Origin of the sequence: Parapedobacter sp. (genome assembly GCF_035556095.1) — a bacterium.
Lineage (GTDB): Bacteria > Bacteroidota > Bacteroidia > Sphingobacteriales > Sphingobacteriaceae > Parapedobacter.
In genome coordinates this window covers 41,917-57,622 of sequence record NZ_DATMFT010000025.1, presented here as the reverse complement: position 1 = coordinate 57,622, position 15,706 = coordinate 41,917, and the positions used below count along the sequence as shown (strand labels likewise).

14 protein-coding genes are annotated in these 15,706 nt (G+C 51.1%); 9 read left to right on the top strand and 5 right to left on the bottom strand.

The annotated features are described in order from the left end of the window. The first annotated feature begins 13 nt into the window (after positions 1-13). Positions 14-982, top strand: coding sequence for a DMT family transporter (locus tag VNQ80_RS15985; RefSeq protein WP_325640461.1), 969 nt, complete (start codon positions 14-16; stop codon positions 980-982). Here VNQ80_RS15985 and VNQ80_RS15980 read toward each other — a convergent pair. Both VNQ80_RS15980 and VNQ80_RS15975 read right to left on the bottom strand, forming a co-directional pair. After that, positions 945-1,067, bottom strand: coding sequence for a hypothetical protein (locus VNQ80_RS15980; RefSeq protein ID WP_325640459.1), 123 nt, complete (start codon positions 1,065-1,067; stop codon positions 945-947). The genes VNQ80_RS15985 and VNQ80_RS15980 overlap by 38 nt on opposite strands. A 73-nt stretch (positions 1,068-1,140) precedes the next feature. Further along, complete coding sequence (locus VNQ80_RS15975) at positions 1,141-1,836, bottom strand: DUF1080 domain-containing protein (RefSeq protein WP_325640457.1); 696 nt, start codon at positions 1,834-1,836, stop codon at positions 1,141-1,143. A gap of 142 nt (positions 1,837-1,978) precedes the next feature. Here VNQ80_RS15975 and VNQ80_RS15970 point away from each other — a divergent pair, with 142 nt between their 5' ends. Continuing rightward, on the top strand, positions 1,979-3,139 hold the full coding sequence (locus VNQ80_RS15970) for a MalY/PatB family protein (RefSeq protein ID WP_325640455.1): 1,161 nt from the start codon (positions 1,979-1,981) through the stop codon (positions 3,137-3,139). Between the two features lie 12 nt (positions 3,140-3,151). Here VNQ80_RS15970 and purD read toward each other — a convergent pair whose 3' ends face one another. Continuing rightward, a complete protein-coding gene (gene purD / locus VNQ80_RS15965; protein ID WP_325640453.1) occupies positions 3,152-4,426 on the bottom strand; it encodes a phosphoribosylamine--glycine ligase in 1,275 nt (424 codons plus the stop codon). Between the two features lie 84 nt (positions 4,427-4,510). On the opposite strand from purD, the gene VNQ80_RS15960 reads away from it, so the two are divergent. The 6 genes from VNQ80_RS15960 to VNQ80_RS15935 all read left to right on the top strand — a co-directional run bounded on the left by VNQ80_RS15960 (position 4,511) and on the right by VNQ80_RS15935 (position 11,699). After that, complete coding sequence (locus VNQ80_RS15960) at positions 4,511-7,222, top strand: TonB-dependent receptor plug domain-containing protein (protein WP_325640451.1); 2,712 nt, start codon at positions 4,511-4,513, stop codon at positions 7,220-7,222. Positions 7,223-7,227: 5 nt separating this feature from the next. Beyond that, positions 7,228-7,992 carry an enoyl-CoA hydratase/isomerase family protein gene (locus VNQ80_RS15955; protein WP_325640449.1) on the top strand — a complete coding sequence of 255 codons (765 nt, stop codon included), beginning with the start codon at positions 7,228-7,230 and terminating at the stop codon, positions 7,990-7,992. Further along, a complete protein-coding gene (locus tag VNQ80_RS15950; RefSeq protein WP_325640447.1) occupies positions 7,992-8,864 on the top strand; it encodes an SDR family oxidoreductase in 873 nt (290 codons plus the stop codon). Before VNQ80_RS15955 ends, VNQ80_RS15950 begins: the two co-directional genes overlap by 1 nt. A gap of 74 nt (positions 8,865-8,938) precedes the next feature. Then, entirely contained in the window at positions 8,939-9,352 is a 414-nt protein-coding gene (locus VNQ80_RS15945) for a c-type cytochrome (protein ID WP_325640445.1), read from the top strand. 63 nt (positions 9,353-9,415) lie between these two features. Continuing rightward, on the top strand, positions 9,416-11,155 hold the full coding sequence (locus tag VNQ80_RS15940) for a phospho-sugar mutase (protein ID WP_325640443.1): 1,740 nt from the start codon (positions 9,416-9,418) through the stop codon (positions 11,153-11,155). Between the two features lies 1 nt (position 11,156). Continuing rightward, positions 11,157-11,699 (top strand): NUDIX hydrolase, encoded by a 543-nt coding sequence (locus tag VNQ80_RS15935; protein WP_325640442.1) that lies wholly within the window; start codon positions 11,157-11,159, stop codon positions 11,697-11,699. Positions 11,700-11,779: 80 nt separating this feature from the next. Here the strand turns inward: VNQ80_RS15935 and VNQ80_RS15930 are convergent, their stop codons facing one another. Next, complete coding sequence (locus VNQ80_RS15930) at positions 11,780-13,024, bottom strand: MFS transporter (protein ID WP_325640441.1); 1,245 nt, start codon at positions 13,022-13,024, stop codon at positions 11,780-11,782. Positions 13,025-13,359: 335 nt separating this feature from the next. Between VNQ80_RS15930 and VNQ80_RS15925 the strand changes: the two genes are divergently transcribed. Continuing rightward, complete coding sequence (locus VNQ80_RS15925) at positions 13,360-14,025, top strand: ABC transporter ATP-binding protein (protein WP_325640437.1); 666 nt, start codon at positions 13,360-13,362, stop codon at positions 14,023-14,025. 12 nt (positions 14,026-14,037) lie between these two features. Here VNQ80_RS15925 and VNQ80_RS15920 read toward each other — a convergent pair whose 3' ends face one another. After that, on the bottom strand, positions 14,038-15,618 hold the full coding sequence (locus tag VNQ80_RS15920; protein ID WP_325640435.1) for a S41 family peptidase: 1,581 nt from the start codon (positions 15,616-15,618) through the stop codon (positions 14,038-14,040). Positions 15,619-15,706: the final 88 nt, after the last annotated feature.

Genomic DNA, 15,706 nt, shown 5'->3' with positions numbered 1-15,706 from the left:
GAAAAATTTTTCAGTGAATCCGGTATATCACAAATGGGTGCTATTGGGCATTCTTACACTCACGTGGGGCAGCTCCTTTATTCTGATCAAACAAGGCTTGGTGGTTTATACGCCCACGGAGGTCGGTGCATTACGCCTGTGCGTGGCGGGGCTGGCCTTGGTTTTTTTCGGTGTACGGAGTTTTAGGCATATTCCAAAAAAGCTGATGCCGTGGGTTGTTGCCGGTGGGGGGATGGGTAACTTCATTCCGATGTTTCTGTTTCCATTGGCACAGGAGCGGGTAAGTAGCTCCATGGCGGGCATTCTCGATTCCCTGGTGCCTATGTTTATCCTTTTGTTTGGATTCCTGTTTTTCGGTATCAAAAGTCGGATGGGGCAGGTGGTAGGCGCAGTCATCGGCTTCGTTGGGGCGGCCATGCTGATGGGGGTTGATGCCGATGGCGGAAAAAGCGACGTATTCCATTCGTTGCTTATTATCTTGGCAACAGCTTTTTACGGCATGAATGGGTTAATTATCAACCGCTACCTTTCCGGTATTCCATCTTTCAAACTGTCTGCTGCAGTGTTTACTATTTGGTTTGGCCCGTCGTTGATCATTCTTGGATTTACCGGTTTTTTCTCTACATTTACCGGTACGGCAGCCCAATGGCAGGGACTGGGATATGTAACTATCCTCGGCTTGGTGGGCACGGCACTGGCCATGATCTTGTTTTATAAACTACTTCAGCTTACGTCGGCGCTATTTGCATCAATGGTTACCTACCTTATACCGATCGTTGCCGTAATGTGGGGTGTGCTAGACGGCGAACGGCTCGGGTGGTCACATGCCCTGGGAGGTACGCTGATCCTTATGGGAGTCTATTTAATCCAACGGCAACCCAGCCGAAAACGTGAAAGGCCCATCATGTTGCCGCATGGGGCGTCCGAGCACGTGAACGATAAGCCTAGCCAAAGACATAACCCAGCAGGTAGTAGAGGATAAGAAAAACGACAATGGTGCCGAAACAGCCAAAGCCCAATTTTTTCGCACCCCAACCCGCAATCAATGCCCTAAATAATTTGTTCATAGTTGTTATTTTTAGCTTATAACAACGAAATGCAGATAAGGTTCTGGGTGCAAAGCACTACGCACATATTGCTTCAGGGCGAGAGCCGATCAATAGGCGTCAACAGTACTTTACGGAATTCCACCTCGGCTCCTTCCGCTTGCAGGGCAATCTGGCCTTCACTTGCGGTGCAGTCGAAACCATCGTTCACCAAATCGCCATTTACCCATACGCGTATGCGGCGGTCCAACACCTCAATGGTCATGTTGTTCCAGTCGCCGAGTGAAGCTTCCGAACCGTCGGTAAGGTTCTTGATTCGGCGTGCCTTTCCTTCGGAAGTACCCCAATCGGCCTTCGGTCCCCGACGGGCTTCCATATCAGGCACATGGATATCCTCACGGATACACCAAAAATCACCTGCATTCTCATGCATCATCTGCACTTCGATAGACTGTGGAAACATTTCATAGAGCATGCGGGGCGCAGACGCGTGCACCAATACCCCACAATTACCCGGTTCTCCGGCGAAACGGTACTCCACCTCCAACCGGTAGTCCGAATAGGAACGATCAGTGATGAGATGACCGTTTGGATTACCCATGCTTACCAATAGCCCATCTCGTACAAGGAATGGGCTGGCCACATCCGCCCCGTTATCCATGGCCGGTACATCAGCGTGCCAGCCGGTCAAATCCGTGCCGTTGAACAGGCTAGTAGATTGCGAAAAGCCCGGAGTTGCGTATGCAAGAACGGCCATTGCAAAGCAGGCAAACCATATTTTTTTATGCATAACCCTAATTGTTTATCTGTTATGAACCCACAGGTCATAAAACTAATAAGAAATTTGCGTTGCCGCAAGCGTTGTGTGCAATGGGTAGTTTTGATGATTTCCGGGTTAATCTTATATTAGCTACCGCAGATAAAACGAAACCATGGACTATCATTTTGACGAGTACATAGACCGTAAAGGGACGGATAACATCAAGTGGGATGCGGCAGCGCCGGATGTGCTGCCGATGTGGATTGCCGACATGGATTTCAAAACAGCCCCGGCTATCCAAGCAGCTTTGGAAACCCGGGTGGCGCACGGTGTATTCGGCTATACGCTGACCCCCGACCGTTTTTTTGATGCCATTATCGGCTGGTGGCAAAAACGGCATGGCTATGCCTTGCAAAAAGATTGGATTCGTCCGGTTACGGGTGTTATACCCGCGCTATCGGCAACCATCCGGGCGCTTACGGCTGCGGGAGACAAGGTGCTGGTGCAGCCACCTGTTTATAACCACTTCTATATCACTATTGCCCATTGCGGTAGGCAGGTGGTTGAAAATGACCTGATTTTTGCGGGAGGCCATTACCGTATTGATTTTGCAGATTTGGAAGCGAAGGCTGCAGATACTGACGTGAAACTCCTGATGCTATGCAATCCCCACAATCCGGCAGGCCGCGTGTGGGCCCCCGAAGACCTTACGCGCATCGGCGAAATATGTGCTCGCCATGGCGTTATCGTCCTTTCTGATGAGATCCATTCCGATTTGGTTTACGACGGATATAAACACATCCCGTTCGCATCACTAGGCAGTGGCACTGGGGCCCGGTCCATTACGGTCAGCTCCCCAAGCAAAACCTTTAACCTCGCGGGATTGCAGGTAGGCTACTTGTTTTCTGAGGATGCCGACCTCATGAAGCAGATCCAACAGGTGTTGAAGGTACAAGAGATGGAGCTGTTGAGTCCATTTGCTATCGAAGCGCTCGTTGCGGCTTACGAACATAGCGCCGATTGGCTTGAATCACTCAAAATTTACCTTCGCGGTAACTATACGTACTTAACAGATTTCTGCGCAGCCCATCTGCCGGAAATCAAGGTAGTACCTTTAGAAGCCACTTATTTGGTTTGGTTAGATTGTCGGGCTATCTTCACGTCATCGGCTGATTTTGCCGATAAATTGACCCACCAAGAAAAGCTATGGCTTAACCCGGGCACAATGTATGGCAACGCCGGTGAGGGTTTTCTACGCATCAATATCGCTTGTGCACGTTCGTTGCTGGAAGAGGGGTTGGCACGTCTTGCAGAAGGAATAATGAAGAGCTAACGACCGGCTGGTTTACAACAGATCAAACCCGATATCCCTGCGGAAATTTTTGCCTTCGAAATAGATACGTCCCGCATCGGCGGTGGCCTGCTGTAAAGCATCAAACAGCGTGTCTTCCAGTGCGGTAACCGCGATTACACGACCACCAGCAGTTTTAACTACGCCATTTTCCGCGGTAGTGCCCGCATGGAAAACAATAGATTCTTTTACGCTTTCGATGTTGCTGATGGCCTTGCCCGATTCGTAGGGGCCGGGATACCCACCCGACACCAACATCACGGTAGCAGCAGTTTTGGGTGAAAGTGTAAATGAGCGCTCTATAAGGTTTCCTTCGGCCACGCCCTGCAACAAGTCTACCAAATCACTTTCAAGTCGTGGCAGCACGCTTTCCGTCTCCGGATCACCCATGCGCACATTGTATTCAATCACGTAAGGATCCCCATCCACATTCATCAGACCGATGAAGATAAAACCTTTGTATGGGATGCCATCTTTTTTTAAACCTTCAACGGTAGGGATGACGATACGCTCTTCAACCTTGTCGAGGAATTCATTGTCGGCAAAAGGTACAGGCGATACCGAACCCATGCCGCCGGTGTTCAGGCCCGTGTCGCCCTCGCCGATACGTTTATAGTCTTTAGCTGCAGGCAGTATCTTGTACGTATCGCCATCGGTGAGTACAAACACGGACAGTTCGATACCAGAAAGGTATTCTTCGATAACCACCGTACTGCTTGCCTCACCGAATTTGGCATCTGCCAACATAGCGGTCAGTTCGGTCTGGGCTTCTGCTAAGGTAGTACAGATCAATACGCCCTTTCCTGCTGCCAGCCCATCGGCTTTCAACACGATGGGTAGCTTTTGCGTTTCGAGGTAGGCCAAGCCCTCAGCCAATATGTCGCGGGTAAACGAACGCGATGCGGCGGTGGGAATGCCATGCCGTGCCATGAAGCGCTTGGAGAAATCCTTGCTTCCTTCTAGCTGGGCACCCTCTTGTTGCGGCCCGATAACTGGAATATGCCGGAGGTCGGCGCGATCGAGGAAGTAATCATGGATACCTTTTACCAAAGGTTCTTCAGGGCCCACAACCACCATGTCAACCGCATGTTCAAGCACAAAATCCGCAATTCCATCGAAATCGGTTACTTGGAGCGGAATATTTTGGCCGTAACTACTTGTGCCGGCATTGCCCGGCGCGATGTACAGTTGAGTGATCTGAGGACTTTGGGCCATTTTCCAAGCGAAAGCACTTTCTCGGCCGCCTGAACCCACGATAAGGATATTCATCTTGCAAAGATATTTTTTTTACCTATATTTACCATATTGCAGTCATACCAAAATTGAACACTTAAATATCAAATTACGGAAATAATGGGAATACTTCGTTTGCTTACAGTATTGACGGTATGCTGCATTGCCGCGCCGATGGCCCGTGCCCAAGACACACAGGTGATTGAAGGGGTGTTGGAGAAGCTGGAGAACTATGCCAGCCAATATCCACAAGAGAAAGTGTACCTACACCTGGACAAACCCTACTATACTGTGGGTGATGATATTTGGTTTAAAGGCTATGTTACTATCGGCGCCTATAATCAGCTTTCCGGTTTAAGTAAAATCCTGTATGTAGACCTCGTTGATCCGGAAGATCATATTGTACAATCCATCCGTCTTCCACTTGTTGCGGGGGTGACGATGGGCGATTTTGAACTGGCGGACTCCCTCGATGAAGGTAACTACCGGATTCGCGCGTATACCAACTGGATGCGTAATTTTGAGCCTGATATCTTCTACGATCGTACATTACCCATCGGCAATGCCCGTACCGACAATATCGTCACCCATAGTACCTTTTCCTATGAAAACTCCCCTGTACATCGTGTCCATGCTGAAATCACACTTACCGATTTGGATGGGAAGCCACTTGCAGACATGGATGCCAGTTATCAGGTGGTTATGGAGGGGCGTAATATCGAACGTGGGCGGGAGACCACCGATGGGGAAGGACGCATCGCTTTTGATTTTGTCAATAAACAGCCATTCAACCTCCAATCGGGTGAGGTGCTGCTCACCTTGTCTGCTCCCGACAAGCAAACCATCAATAAGCGGATACCGCTAAAGACTACATCGAACACCAATAGTATTCAGTTTTTTCCGGAAAGTGGCCACCTCGTAGCAGGTAACCTCACCAAAGTGGCATTCAAGGCGCTGGCACCCGAAGGAATCGGGATAGGCGTAAAAGGTTATCTTCAAGATGAGGCGGGTACGCGTATGACCGAGTTCGAATCGGAATACGCCGGCATGGGTGTTTTAAGTTTCATCCCGCAGACGGGCACCGCGTATACAGCGCGGGTAACCTATGACGATGGAAGCGAAGGCGAAGTGGAATTGCCCGCAGTGAAGGCCTCAGGTTATGCGCTAGCGGTGAATAATCAATTGGATAAGCAGCTTTTTGTACAAGCCTATGCCTCTGATGATTTAGTAAAGGGGCAGGAAATTTCCCTGTTGGTTCAGCGGAATGGGACTGTTTTCTACGCATCGAAGGGCAAACAGACAAAAAACGAAGCGATTTTTTCCATTCCACGAGAAAATGTACCCGAAGGCGTGGTGCAAGTGGCCTTGTTTGTCGCTGATGGAATACCGGTGGCCGAACGCACGGTCTTTAATTACAACGATGCTTCGTTACTGCCGCTGGTAGTCGAGACGGACCGGGAAACGTACGGGCAAAAAGAGAAGGTCGCCGTGCAGCTTACCGCTGGCCAAGCGTCGGATACGACACGTATTGCTACGCTTTCTGCCGCGGTGGTAGACATGGCGAAAGTGCCGATTGACAGTGGGGTACGGGAAGGGAATATCTACGCCAGCCTATTGCTTAGTTCGGATATCAAGGGTTATATCGAAACACCAGCCTATTATTTCGAGACACCGGATATCACCCGACGGCGGCAACTTGATAACGTGATGCTTACCCAGGGGTGGAGCCGCATCAACTGGCAGGAGTTGGCGGGGGGAGCGGAGCGGGCTCTGACTTATACGCCTGAGCAGGACCTACGTATTAGTGGTGTGGTCACCAAGCGGAACGGAAAGACGCCAGTACCGAATGCCACGGTAACCATATTGTCTACTAGTAATATCGCGGCCATAGTAGATACCCTGACAGATGCCGAGGGCCGCTTCAACTTTGATCGGCTGTTGTTTTATGACGAAACCAAATTCGTAGTACAGGCGCGGGATGAACGTGGCCGGAAAAACGTGGATGTTATATTGGACGAGGTGCCCCGGCAGCAGGTAACCCGCAATGCGAATGAACCAGATGCCACCATCGACGTGAACCAATCCATCCAAACCTACCTCAAAAACACGGAAGCGCAGTTTAAGGAAATGGAGCGATACGGGCTCAAGGAAAAAACAATTCTACTCGAAGAGGTAGAGGTTAACAAGCGAGCCGAAAAGAAAGTCAAGCATTCGAGCAACCTGAACGGCCCGGGCAATGCCGATCAGGTAATCACCGCCGAAGAGCTGGCCATAGGCTGCAGTTCGTTGACGGTATGCCTGCAAGGCCGGTTAGTCGGTGTGATTTTCAAGAATGGGGTGCCTTATTCGACACGCTCGCCCAACCAGCCAATGCAAATTATCATGGACGGCATGTATATGGAGGGGGATGCACTTGCCATGATTAGCCCGCCTGATGTCGAAACCATCGAAGTGCTACGGGGTATCGGTACGGCTGTTTATGGGAGCATGGGTAGTGGCGGGGTAATCATCATTACCACCAAAAGAGGCGATGGCACCGGGTACAACCGAGACATCTATACCCCCGGTGTCGTTACCCATAGTCCACAGGGATATTACGAAGTCCGCGAATTCTATGTGCCGGATTATAGTGCCCCTGTAGATTCACTGGCGGGTATGAAAGATTTGCGCACGACCATTCATTGGGCGCCCAATATCGTTACTGGCGAAGACGGCACCACCGCGTTCGAGTTTTATACCGCCGAGACGCCGGGCACATACCGGATTGTGGTGGAAGGGCTGGACGTAAACGGCCGGCTGGCACGTGCCGTGCGTTATTTTACCGTTGAATAAGCAAAATGGATTTCATCAAAACATCAGTTGAAAACCGGGTGTCCCATATTTATCTCGACCGAGGTAAGTCAAATGCGCTTCACCAGCAGATGCTCGAAGAACTTGGGGCGGCCGTGGCCGATGCCGAAAATGACCCGGCTGTGGAAGGATTGATCCTGCATGGTAAAGAAGGTTTCTTCAGTGCAGGATTGGACCTCATCACCTTATACGATTATGACGAGGGGGCGGTACGGCGCTTTTGGCATACGTTCATGGATCTTATCCGTGCACTCGTGGCGTTTGATAAGCCCGCGGTGGCAGCAATCAGCGGCCACAGCCCGGCGGCAGGCTGTGTATTGGTGAGTTGTTGCGACTGTCGCGTAATGGCCGATGGCGATTTCATCATCGGCCTCAACGAAGTACCCGTGGGATTAATCGTGCCGGAAAGTATCTACGAGTTATATAGGTTCTGGCTGGGCCCAGCCCGCGCATATCGTTACTTGCTTGAAGGGAAGTTACTGAAGCCGCAGGAAGCACTCGAGGTGGGGTTGGTGGATGAAGTCGTCGATGTTCAGCGTCTCCGCTCGGCGGCTGAGCGTCAACTGCGCAAGTATACGCAGTACGAGCGCAACACTTGGCGGCAAAGCAAGCGCAATATGCGGCGGGCACTTATCGCGGCATTTGATGCCGATCAGGATGAAACCATCGAGGCGATGCTGAAGCAATGGTGGTCGCCAGCCACACGAGCTATCGTTAAAACGATTATTGACAACTTGAAAGGAGGCCGGTAATGGCGGTAGTGGGTGCATTGCGCGAAGGAGCGCTTCGGGATAAAACCATCGTGGTTACCGGTGGGGGTACTGGGTTGGGGAAGGCTATGGCGACGTACTTTCTGCGATTGGGGGCCCGGGTGGTCATCGCTAGCCGTAAGTTGGACGTGCTGGAAACAGCCGCTAGGGAGATGATGGCCGATACCGGCGGTGAGGTACTACCCGTTGCGTGCGATATCCGGGATGGTGAGCAGGTAGACCAACTGCTGGCCAGCTCGCTGGAGCGGTTCGGCCGGGTGGACGCTTTGCTCAACAATGCGGCAGGCAACTTCATTTCGCCAACCGAGCGGCTTTCTTTCAATGCGTTTGCGACCATCATCGATATCGTGCTGAAAGGAACCGCCAACTGTACGCTTGCGTTTGGCAAACATTGGATCACACAGCGCCAACCGGCTAGTATATTAAACATCGTTACCACCTATGCGTTTACCGGCTCCGCCTACGTGGTGCCTTCGGCTGCTGCGAAGGGAGGCGTGCTGGCGCTCACGCGCTCACTGGCCGTAGAATGGGGTAAATACGGTATCCGTAGCAACGCCATTGCGCCGGGGCCATTCCCTACGAAGGGAGCGTGGGAACGGTTATTGCCAGGGGAGTTGGCCGAACAGTTCGATTTCAAAAAGCGCGTGCCACTCAAGCGCGTGGGTGACCATCAGGAACTGGCTAACCTAGCCGCTTTCCTGCTTTCCGACTTTGCTGGATTCATCAACGGTGAGGTGGTGACCATAGACGGTGGCGAATGGTTGCAGGGAGCCGGGCAATTCAGCGGTCTGGAAGCGGTGCCCGGTGAACTTTGGAACGAGTTGGAAAGAATGACAAGGCAGGCGAAAAGCTAAACCCATTCTAAATAATCTTTTCTTTCGGGTAGTCGAGCGGTTGGTGGTTATATTTACCATATAAACTGAATAACATGACTTATCGAATGATTACCGCTGTAGTTGCGGTTTTTGCCGGGGTTTTTGCATTGAGTTCGTTTGTGCCCCAAAGCATACCGCAGCCCCACGAATGGAAAGCAACTAATCTAAAGGTGCTTCCTAAAGACATCACCCAAGAGGAGATAAAGCAGGTGATGGACGATTTCAAAGTCGCGTTGGGCGTGAAGTGTGGTTTTTGCCATGCCCAGGATGCAAATGATCCCAAGAAACTGGATTTCGCGAGCGACGATAATCCGCACAAGGAAACAGCCCGCTGGATGATGAAGATGACACAACGAATTAACAAGAAACATTTTAAACACCGGAATGAGCAGACGGGCGAACTCACGCAGATTACCTGTATAACATGCCATAATGGAAAAGAGCATCCAGTTACCGTGAGTCGATAATTAATCCTTGTATGTAATTTGGTTTTTGCATAAGTTTGGCACAACAGGAAAATTCTCACCCACATGACGACACCAAATTTGGACCCCGCGATAAAAATGAACGCCGAAGTCTGGCTAAAAGCGCCGTACGACGAAGAGACCATCCGGTCTGTCAAGCACCTCTTTGATACGGAGCAGTATACCGAGCTGACCGACAGTTTCTATAAAGATCTCGAATTCGGTACCGGAGGCCTGCGCGGCATTATGGGCGTAGGTACCAATCGGATGAATAAATATACCATTGGTCGAGCTACCCAAGGGCTGAGCAATTACCTGCTAAAAACCTATCCAGGGACACAGGTCAAAGTAGCTATCTCGTACGATAGCCGAAATAATTCGCAAGTGTTTGCACGCCTTGTGGCCAATGTGTTTTCGGCCAATGGGATTAAAGTATACCTGTTTGCCGAATTGCGCCCTACACCGCACCTCTCCTTTGCCGTGCGTCACCTGGAATGCCAGGCCGGTGTGATGCTCACAGCCTCGCACAATCCTAAAGAATACAATGGCTATAAAGCATACTGGAACGATGGTGGGCAGTTGGTGCCGCCGCACGATAAAAATGTGATCAAAGAAGTATACGCCATCCAGGATCCCAGCCAAATCCACTTTGGGCCGGTAGAAGAGAATATCACACTCTTGGGCAAGGAGCTCGATGATGCTTACCTCGAGGCCGTCTCCCAACTCGTTATCCGGCCGGATATTGTGGAACGGCAACGCGACTTGAAAGTTGTCTTTTCGCCCATTCACGGTACCGGAATTACCTTGGTGCCACCAACGTTGGAGCGTTGGGGCTTCACCAACGTACACGTGGTCGGGGAACAGGCGACACCAGATGGCAACTTCCCAACGGTGGTTTACCCAAATCCGGAAGAAGAAGACGCTATGTCAATGGCCGTAAAAGCCGGTCAACACATCGGTGCTGATGTCATATTCGCTACCGATCCGGATGCGGATCGCGTGGGAGCGGCAGCGAAAAATAGCCGTGGGGAATACCAACTGCTAAACGGTAACCAGATCGGGAGCCTGCTGGTCGATTATGTGCTTTCTTCGAAAAAAGAAAAGGGCGATCTCAGGCCAGACGACTACGTTGTGAAGACCATTGTCACGACCAACCTCATTGCAGCTATTGCCAACCGGTACGGTGTCCCCTTTTACGATACGCTCACCGGCTTTAAATATATCGGCGAGCTGATTACCGGCAAGGGTGGCAAGGGCCGGTTCCTTGTAGGCGGCGAAGAAAGCTATGGCTACTTAGTCGGTGAGCTGGTGCGCGATAAAGATGCTGTGGTTTCTGCGGTATTCATCGCGGAAATGACCGCTTACTATAAAGACCAGGGCAAAACGCTCTTCGATGCATTGATCGACCTCTATGTGGAGCATGGTTATTATAAGGAGAAACTGATTTCGCTGACCAAGCAGGGCAAAGCCGGTGCTGAGGAAATCAAGGCCATGATGGAGCGGCTGCGGAGTAACCCACCCCAGACACTCGGTGGAATCGACGTGGCCGAAATCAAAGACTATGCCGCGAGTGAGTCTTACAATCTCAAAACGGGCGACCGGGTCGTCATCAACTTGCCCAAGTCGGATGTGCTGCAATTCATTACCGTAGATGGTGATGTGATTTCGGCACGACCATCCGGTACGGAGCCCAAAATAAAATTCTATTGCAGTGTGAGGCAACCGCTCGCCGATCGGGCAGACTTCGAGCGCGTAAGCCGCGAGTTGGAAGATCGCGTAGACCGTATCATGAAAGACATCGCCTGATATGCAGTGGGAAACCCTGTCGTCCGAGTACCTCGTACGGGCACCTTGGGCCGTGTTGCGTAAGGATGTATGCCGTATGCCCAACGGTCATATCGTCCCTGAATATTATGTGTTGGAATATCCCGATTGGGTAAACATGGTGGCGCTAACGGCCGACAACCGGTTTATCCTCGTACGGCAATACCGGCATGGCGTAAAACAAAATGTACTCGAAATTCCCGGCGGCGTGATCGATCCCGGTGAGGATGCGGTTGAGGCTGCGCGGCGGGAATTGCTTGAAGAAACGGGCTACCGTTTCGATATCATTGAAGAGATATCCACCCTGTTCCCCAATCCCGCTACCAGCGACAATAAAACAACGACCTACCTGCTCACCGGCGGGGTGAAAGTACAAGAACAGCAACTTGATGACCAAGAAGAGATCGAGGTCGTACTGGCGTCGCCCCCCGAATTGAAACAGCTGCTGCTCGATAATCAGTTTGGCCAGGCCCTGCATACCGCCGCGCTCTTCTATGCGCTAGTGAAATTGGATTTACTCGCGTAATACGATTTATTTCTGCAAACCGCGTACTGCCTATATCGGACACTTTATTTATTGATGCGTTTGCCTACCGTAATGTTTCTTTAACATACCGGTTCGGGTTCATCGACGGAAAGAACCTCCTTTACGGGCTGTTTTGAAGCCGTGGTGGTTTCGCGTACAACTGCCAAACCGGCATTCCGCCTTTGGCGGACAATGAAAGCAAGTGCAAACAATGCCCCGCCCGCCGCCATGGCTGCGCCCACCCATTCAGGCGAAGCATACCCGTATCCCATGGCGATAGGCAGACCTCCCAAAAAGGCCCCCAACGCATTCCCGATATTGAAACTGGCCTGACTCACCGAAGCAGCCAGCATTTCCGATCCTTTGGCAGTGTTGATCATTAACATCTGAATGGGGGCGCCCAATGCGAACGATGTACCACCCAAGACGAACGTCATCGCCAGTGCCGGAATGGGATAGACCGCCACATAGTGCAATACCACCAGTGCGACTACCATCGCAGTAAGCAGCATGATGGAGGCCTTTGCCGGCGAGACAAGGTCGGCCAAACGACCACCCAAAAGATTACCGAAAAACATACCCAAACCGGCCAACATCAGGATATAAGTCATGGATGACTCCGAGAAGCCGGCCACCTTGGTCATCAGGGGCGAAATATAACTGTACCAAGAGAAAAGACCGCCCGTTCCGATAGCAATCATCCCAACAATCAGCCAAGCTTCGCGTCGCTTGAAAAAACGCAGTTGCGTCTTTACACTCGCCGCTTGCTTTGCAGGCAGATTGGGCATCCAGTATTTCAATGCCAATAACGTGACGAGGCCGACCAATACCACGATGGCAAACGAATACCGCCACATGAAATGGTGCCCGATATAGGTGCCCAAAGGCACGCCAATGAGGTTGGCAATGGTGAGGCCGGCAAACATGATGGAAATGGCCTGTGCCTCTTTGCCGGGTTGAGATAAGCGGCTGGCTACCACCGAACCCACACCGAAAAACGCACCATGCGGCAACCCGGCAAGTACCCGTGAAATCAGGAGCGACGCGTAGCTTGGTGCGAAGGCCGTAAAGGCGTTAAACAGCGTGAATAGCAGCATGAGGCCGATGAGGATGCGTTTGGGCGGGTACTTGCCGGCAATCACCACAAGCAAGGGCGCGCCAATGACCACACCGACGGCATACGCCGCAATCAAGTGACCCGCCGTGGGGATATCGATTGTTAGGTCGTAGGCAATCTCTTCGAGCAAACCCATCATCACGAACTCCGTGATACCGATGCCCAGACCCCCAAATAAAAGCGCAAGTAAACTTTTCTTCAATTGCATATACTGTTTTTTTACACCCTTAGTGTAAGATGGACACAAAGGTACGCCATTTCCCGATAGATTTCCATGCAGAAGATTAAAACAACAGAAAAATGATATAAAGTTGATATAGCCGTTCCGGTTTGCGGAAACCAAGTGTTCGAAATCGGACAATCAGCTGTTCGGAAACGAACACATTGGGTTTTCTGTTTTTGTGTAGTGGGCTGTATAATAGTCTCTTGCAATAATGGATGGATTTTGGTATAGCTTACGCGGTATTTATGTAAGTTTGAATCCACCGGTAAAATTCATCTAGTGTGGCAGCACATAAGGATGTGTAGTTAGATAAAAAAGCAATGATCCAATTAACTAACATATTTAAGTGGTACAACGTGGGTGGAACTCGCTCATTCGTACTGAAGGACATCAACCTCAGCATCAATGAGGGAGAATTCGTATCCATCATGGGCCCCTCGGGTTCAGGGAAATCCACCTTGCTCCATATCCTCGGGTTGTTGGATGAGCCCGACGAGGGCGAGTACCTACTTATGGAAGATAGCGTACTCCGGTTGAAAGAGCGGCAGCGTTCCGCCTTGTACAAGCAATACATCGGCTTCGTTTTCCAGGCTTACCATCTCATCGATGAGCTTACCGTTTATGAAAACATCGAAACCCCGCTTATCTATAAGAACCTAAAGAGCGGTGAACGCAAGGCCATCGTAGCCGATCTGCTCGACCGTTTCGGTATCGTAGGTAAAAAAGACCTGTTTCCCACGCAACTTTCCGGTGGGCAGCAGCAGTTAGTTGGCATTGCTCGTGCATTGGCCACCACGCCTAAGCTGTTGTTGGCGGATGAGCCGACAGGAAACCTCAATTCGAAGCAAGGGGAGGAGATCATGAACCTGTTTAAACAACTCAACGAAGAAGATGGCGTAACCATTGTGCAGGTAACCCACTCGGAGAAAAATGCGGAATATGGAAATCGGATTATCGAGCTACTCGACGGGCAGATTGTCAGGTAATCGGATTGGCGTTTATTCGCCCCGCAGGGCAAGCAACGCTTGGGCGAGTACTTCGTCTGAGCGGTTCTTCACCTTGAAAAAGGCTTCGCTACCGAAATAATACCGGCCCAACAGGGCTTCGATATCGGAGCGTACCATCGATTTCGCGGCATTGGCTTCGCCCGCGCTATACGCCAAACCGTAGTCGCGGACGTATTGCAGAAAGCTCTCATACTCTGTCTCCGGCAGGAAGTAGCCTTTGAGGTAGTTTTCGACGGAATACGTCGGCACCGATTTCGTTAGCCTGCCATACACGTAGGTCTCGATGAGGTTGGCCCGCCGTATTTTACGATACCATGTACTGGTCCGGTTACTGTCTGCCGGCACAATTACATCAGGTGATATGCCCCCGCCGCCATATACGAGTTTACCCGAGGTCGTTGTGTAGGCCACGGTGTCTGAATTGCCCGAGGCGGTGAGGTCTGCCGCATGAGGGAGACTGTCGGTGCGGATGGTGTATGATTTCTGGATACACCGGCCCAACGGCGTATAGTAACGTGCTACTGTGAGGTTTAAGGCGGAGCCGTCGCCAAAACCAAATTGTTCCTGTACCAGAGCCTTGCCATACGATTGCCGGCCCACGATAATGCCGCGCTCGAGGTCTTGGATAGCCCCCGCTACGATTTCACTCGCAGAAGCCGAGTGCTCATCGATCAATATCACCAGTTGGCCATTGCCAAACAGTCCGCCGGCACTCGAATAATAATCGACGCGCGGCTCATGTGCTCCTTCGGTATACACAATCAATTGTTTATCGTCGAAAAAATAGCTTGCCAAGGCTGTTGCCGCGTTGAAGTAGCCACCTCCGTTTTCGCGCAAATCCAAAATGAGCTGCTGTGCGCCCCGTTTCTTTAGGTTTAGGAGCGACCGTTCGAAATCCTCGGCCGTTTTGGCTCCGAATCGCCTGATTTTGATGTATGCGGTTACACTGTCGATGAGGTATGCTACGTCGATGCTGCTTACCTCTACCCGCTCACGCTTCACCTTTAGCGGTAACGGCAAGTTCACGCCGTTTCGGTTAATGGCAATTTCGATGGCAGTGCCCCGACGTCCGCGGATTTTTTTCTCAAGTGCTTTTTCGGAAATGGGTTTTCCGGCGATGGTATCACCATTGATGGCCAACAGTTTATCTCCCACCCGCATACCTGCCTGCTGTGCCGGGCCGTCGGGTATGATGCCCACGGTCATCAAGGTATCATTTAGGATGTAATACTCAATGCCGATACCGTCAAAGCTACCCTCCAGGGTTTCCTGTTGCATCAGCGCTTGATTTGGGCGGAGGTACTCCGAATGGGGGTCCAACTGCGCTATGATCTCGTCGATGGCCAGATCCTGGAGTTCATCGATGCCAATGCTATCCACGTAGTGGTCGGCAATAAGGTCGATCAGGTACTGCACCTTACCCGAGTTGTCGATAATGCCCAAGGGAAGTAACGTGTTCCGTCCTTTACGAGAGTTTTCGTCGGTGAAATTCTGCCCAAGCAATAACCCCAACAATAAAACGCCACCGTAAGTGGCCGCCACTAACAAATTCCGTTTTGTCTCCTTGCGCATATCCTAGATAACAGATGCTAAATTAAACAGTTTTCCCCATTTTTCGCCGCCAGCGCATAAAATTTACAATATTATCGTACAACTTTAA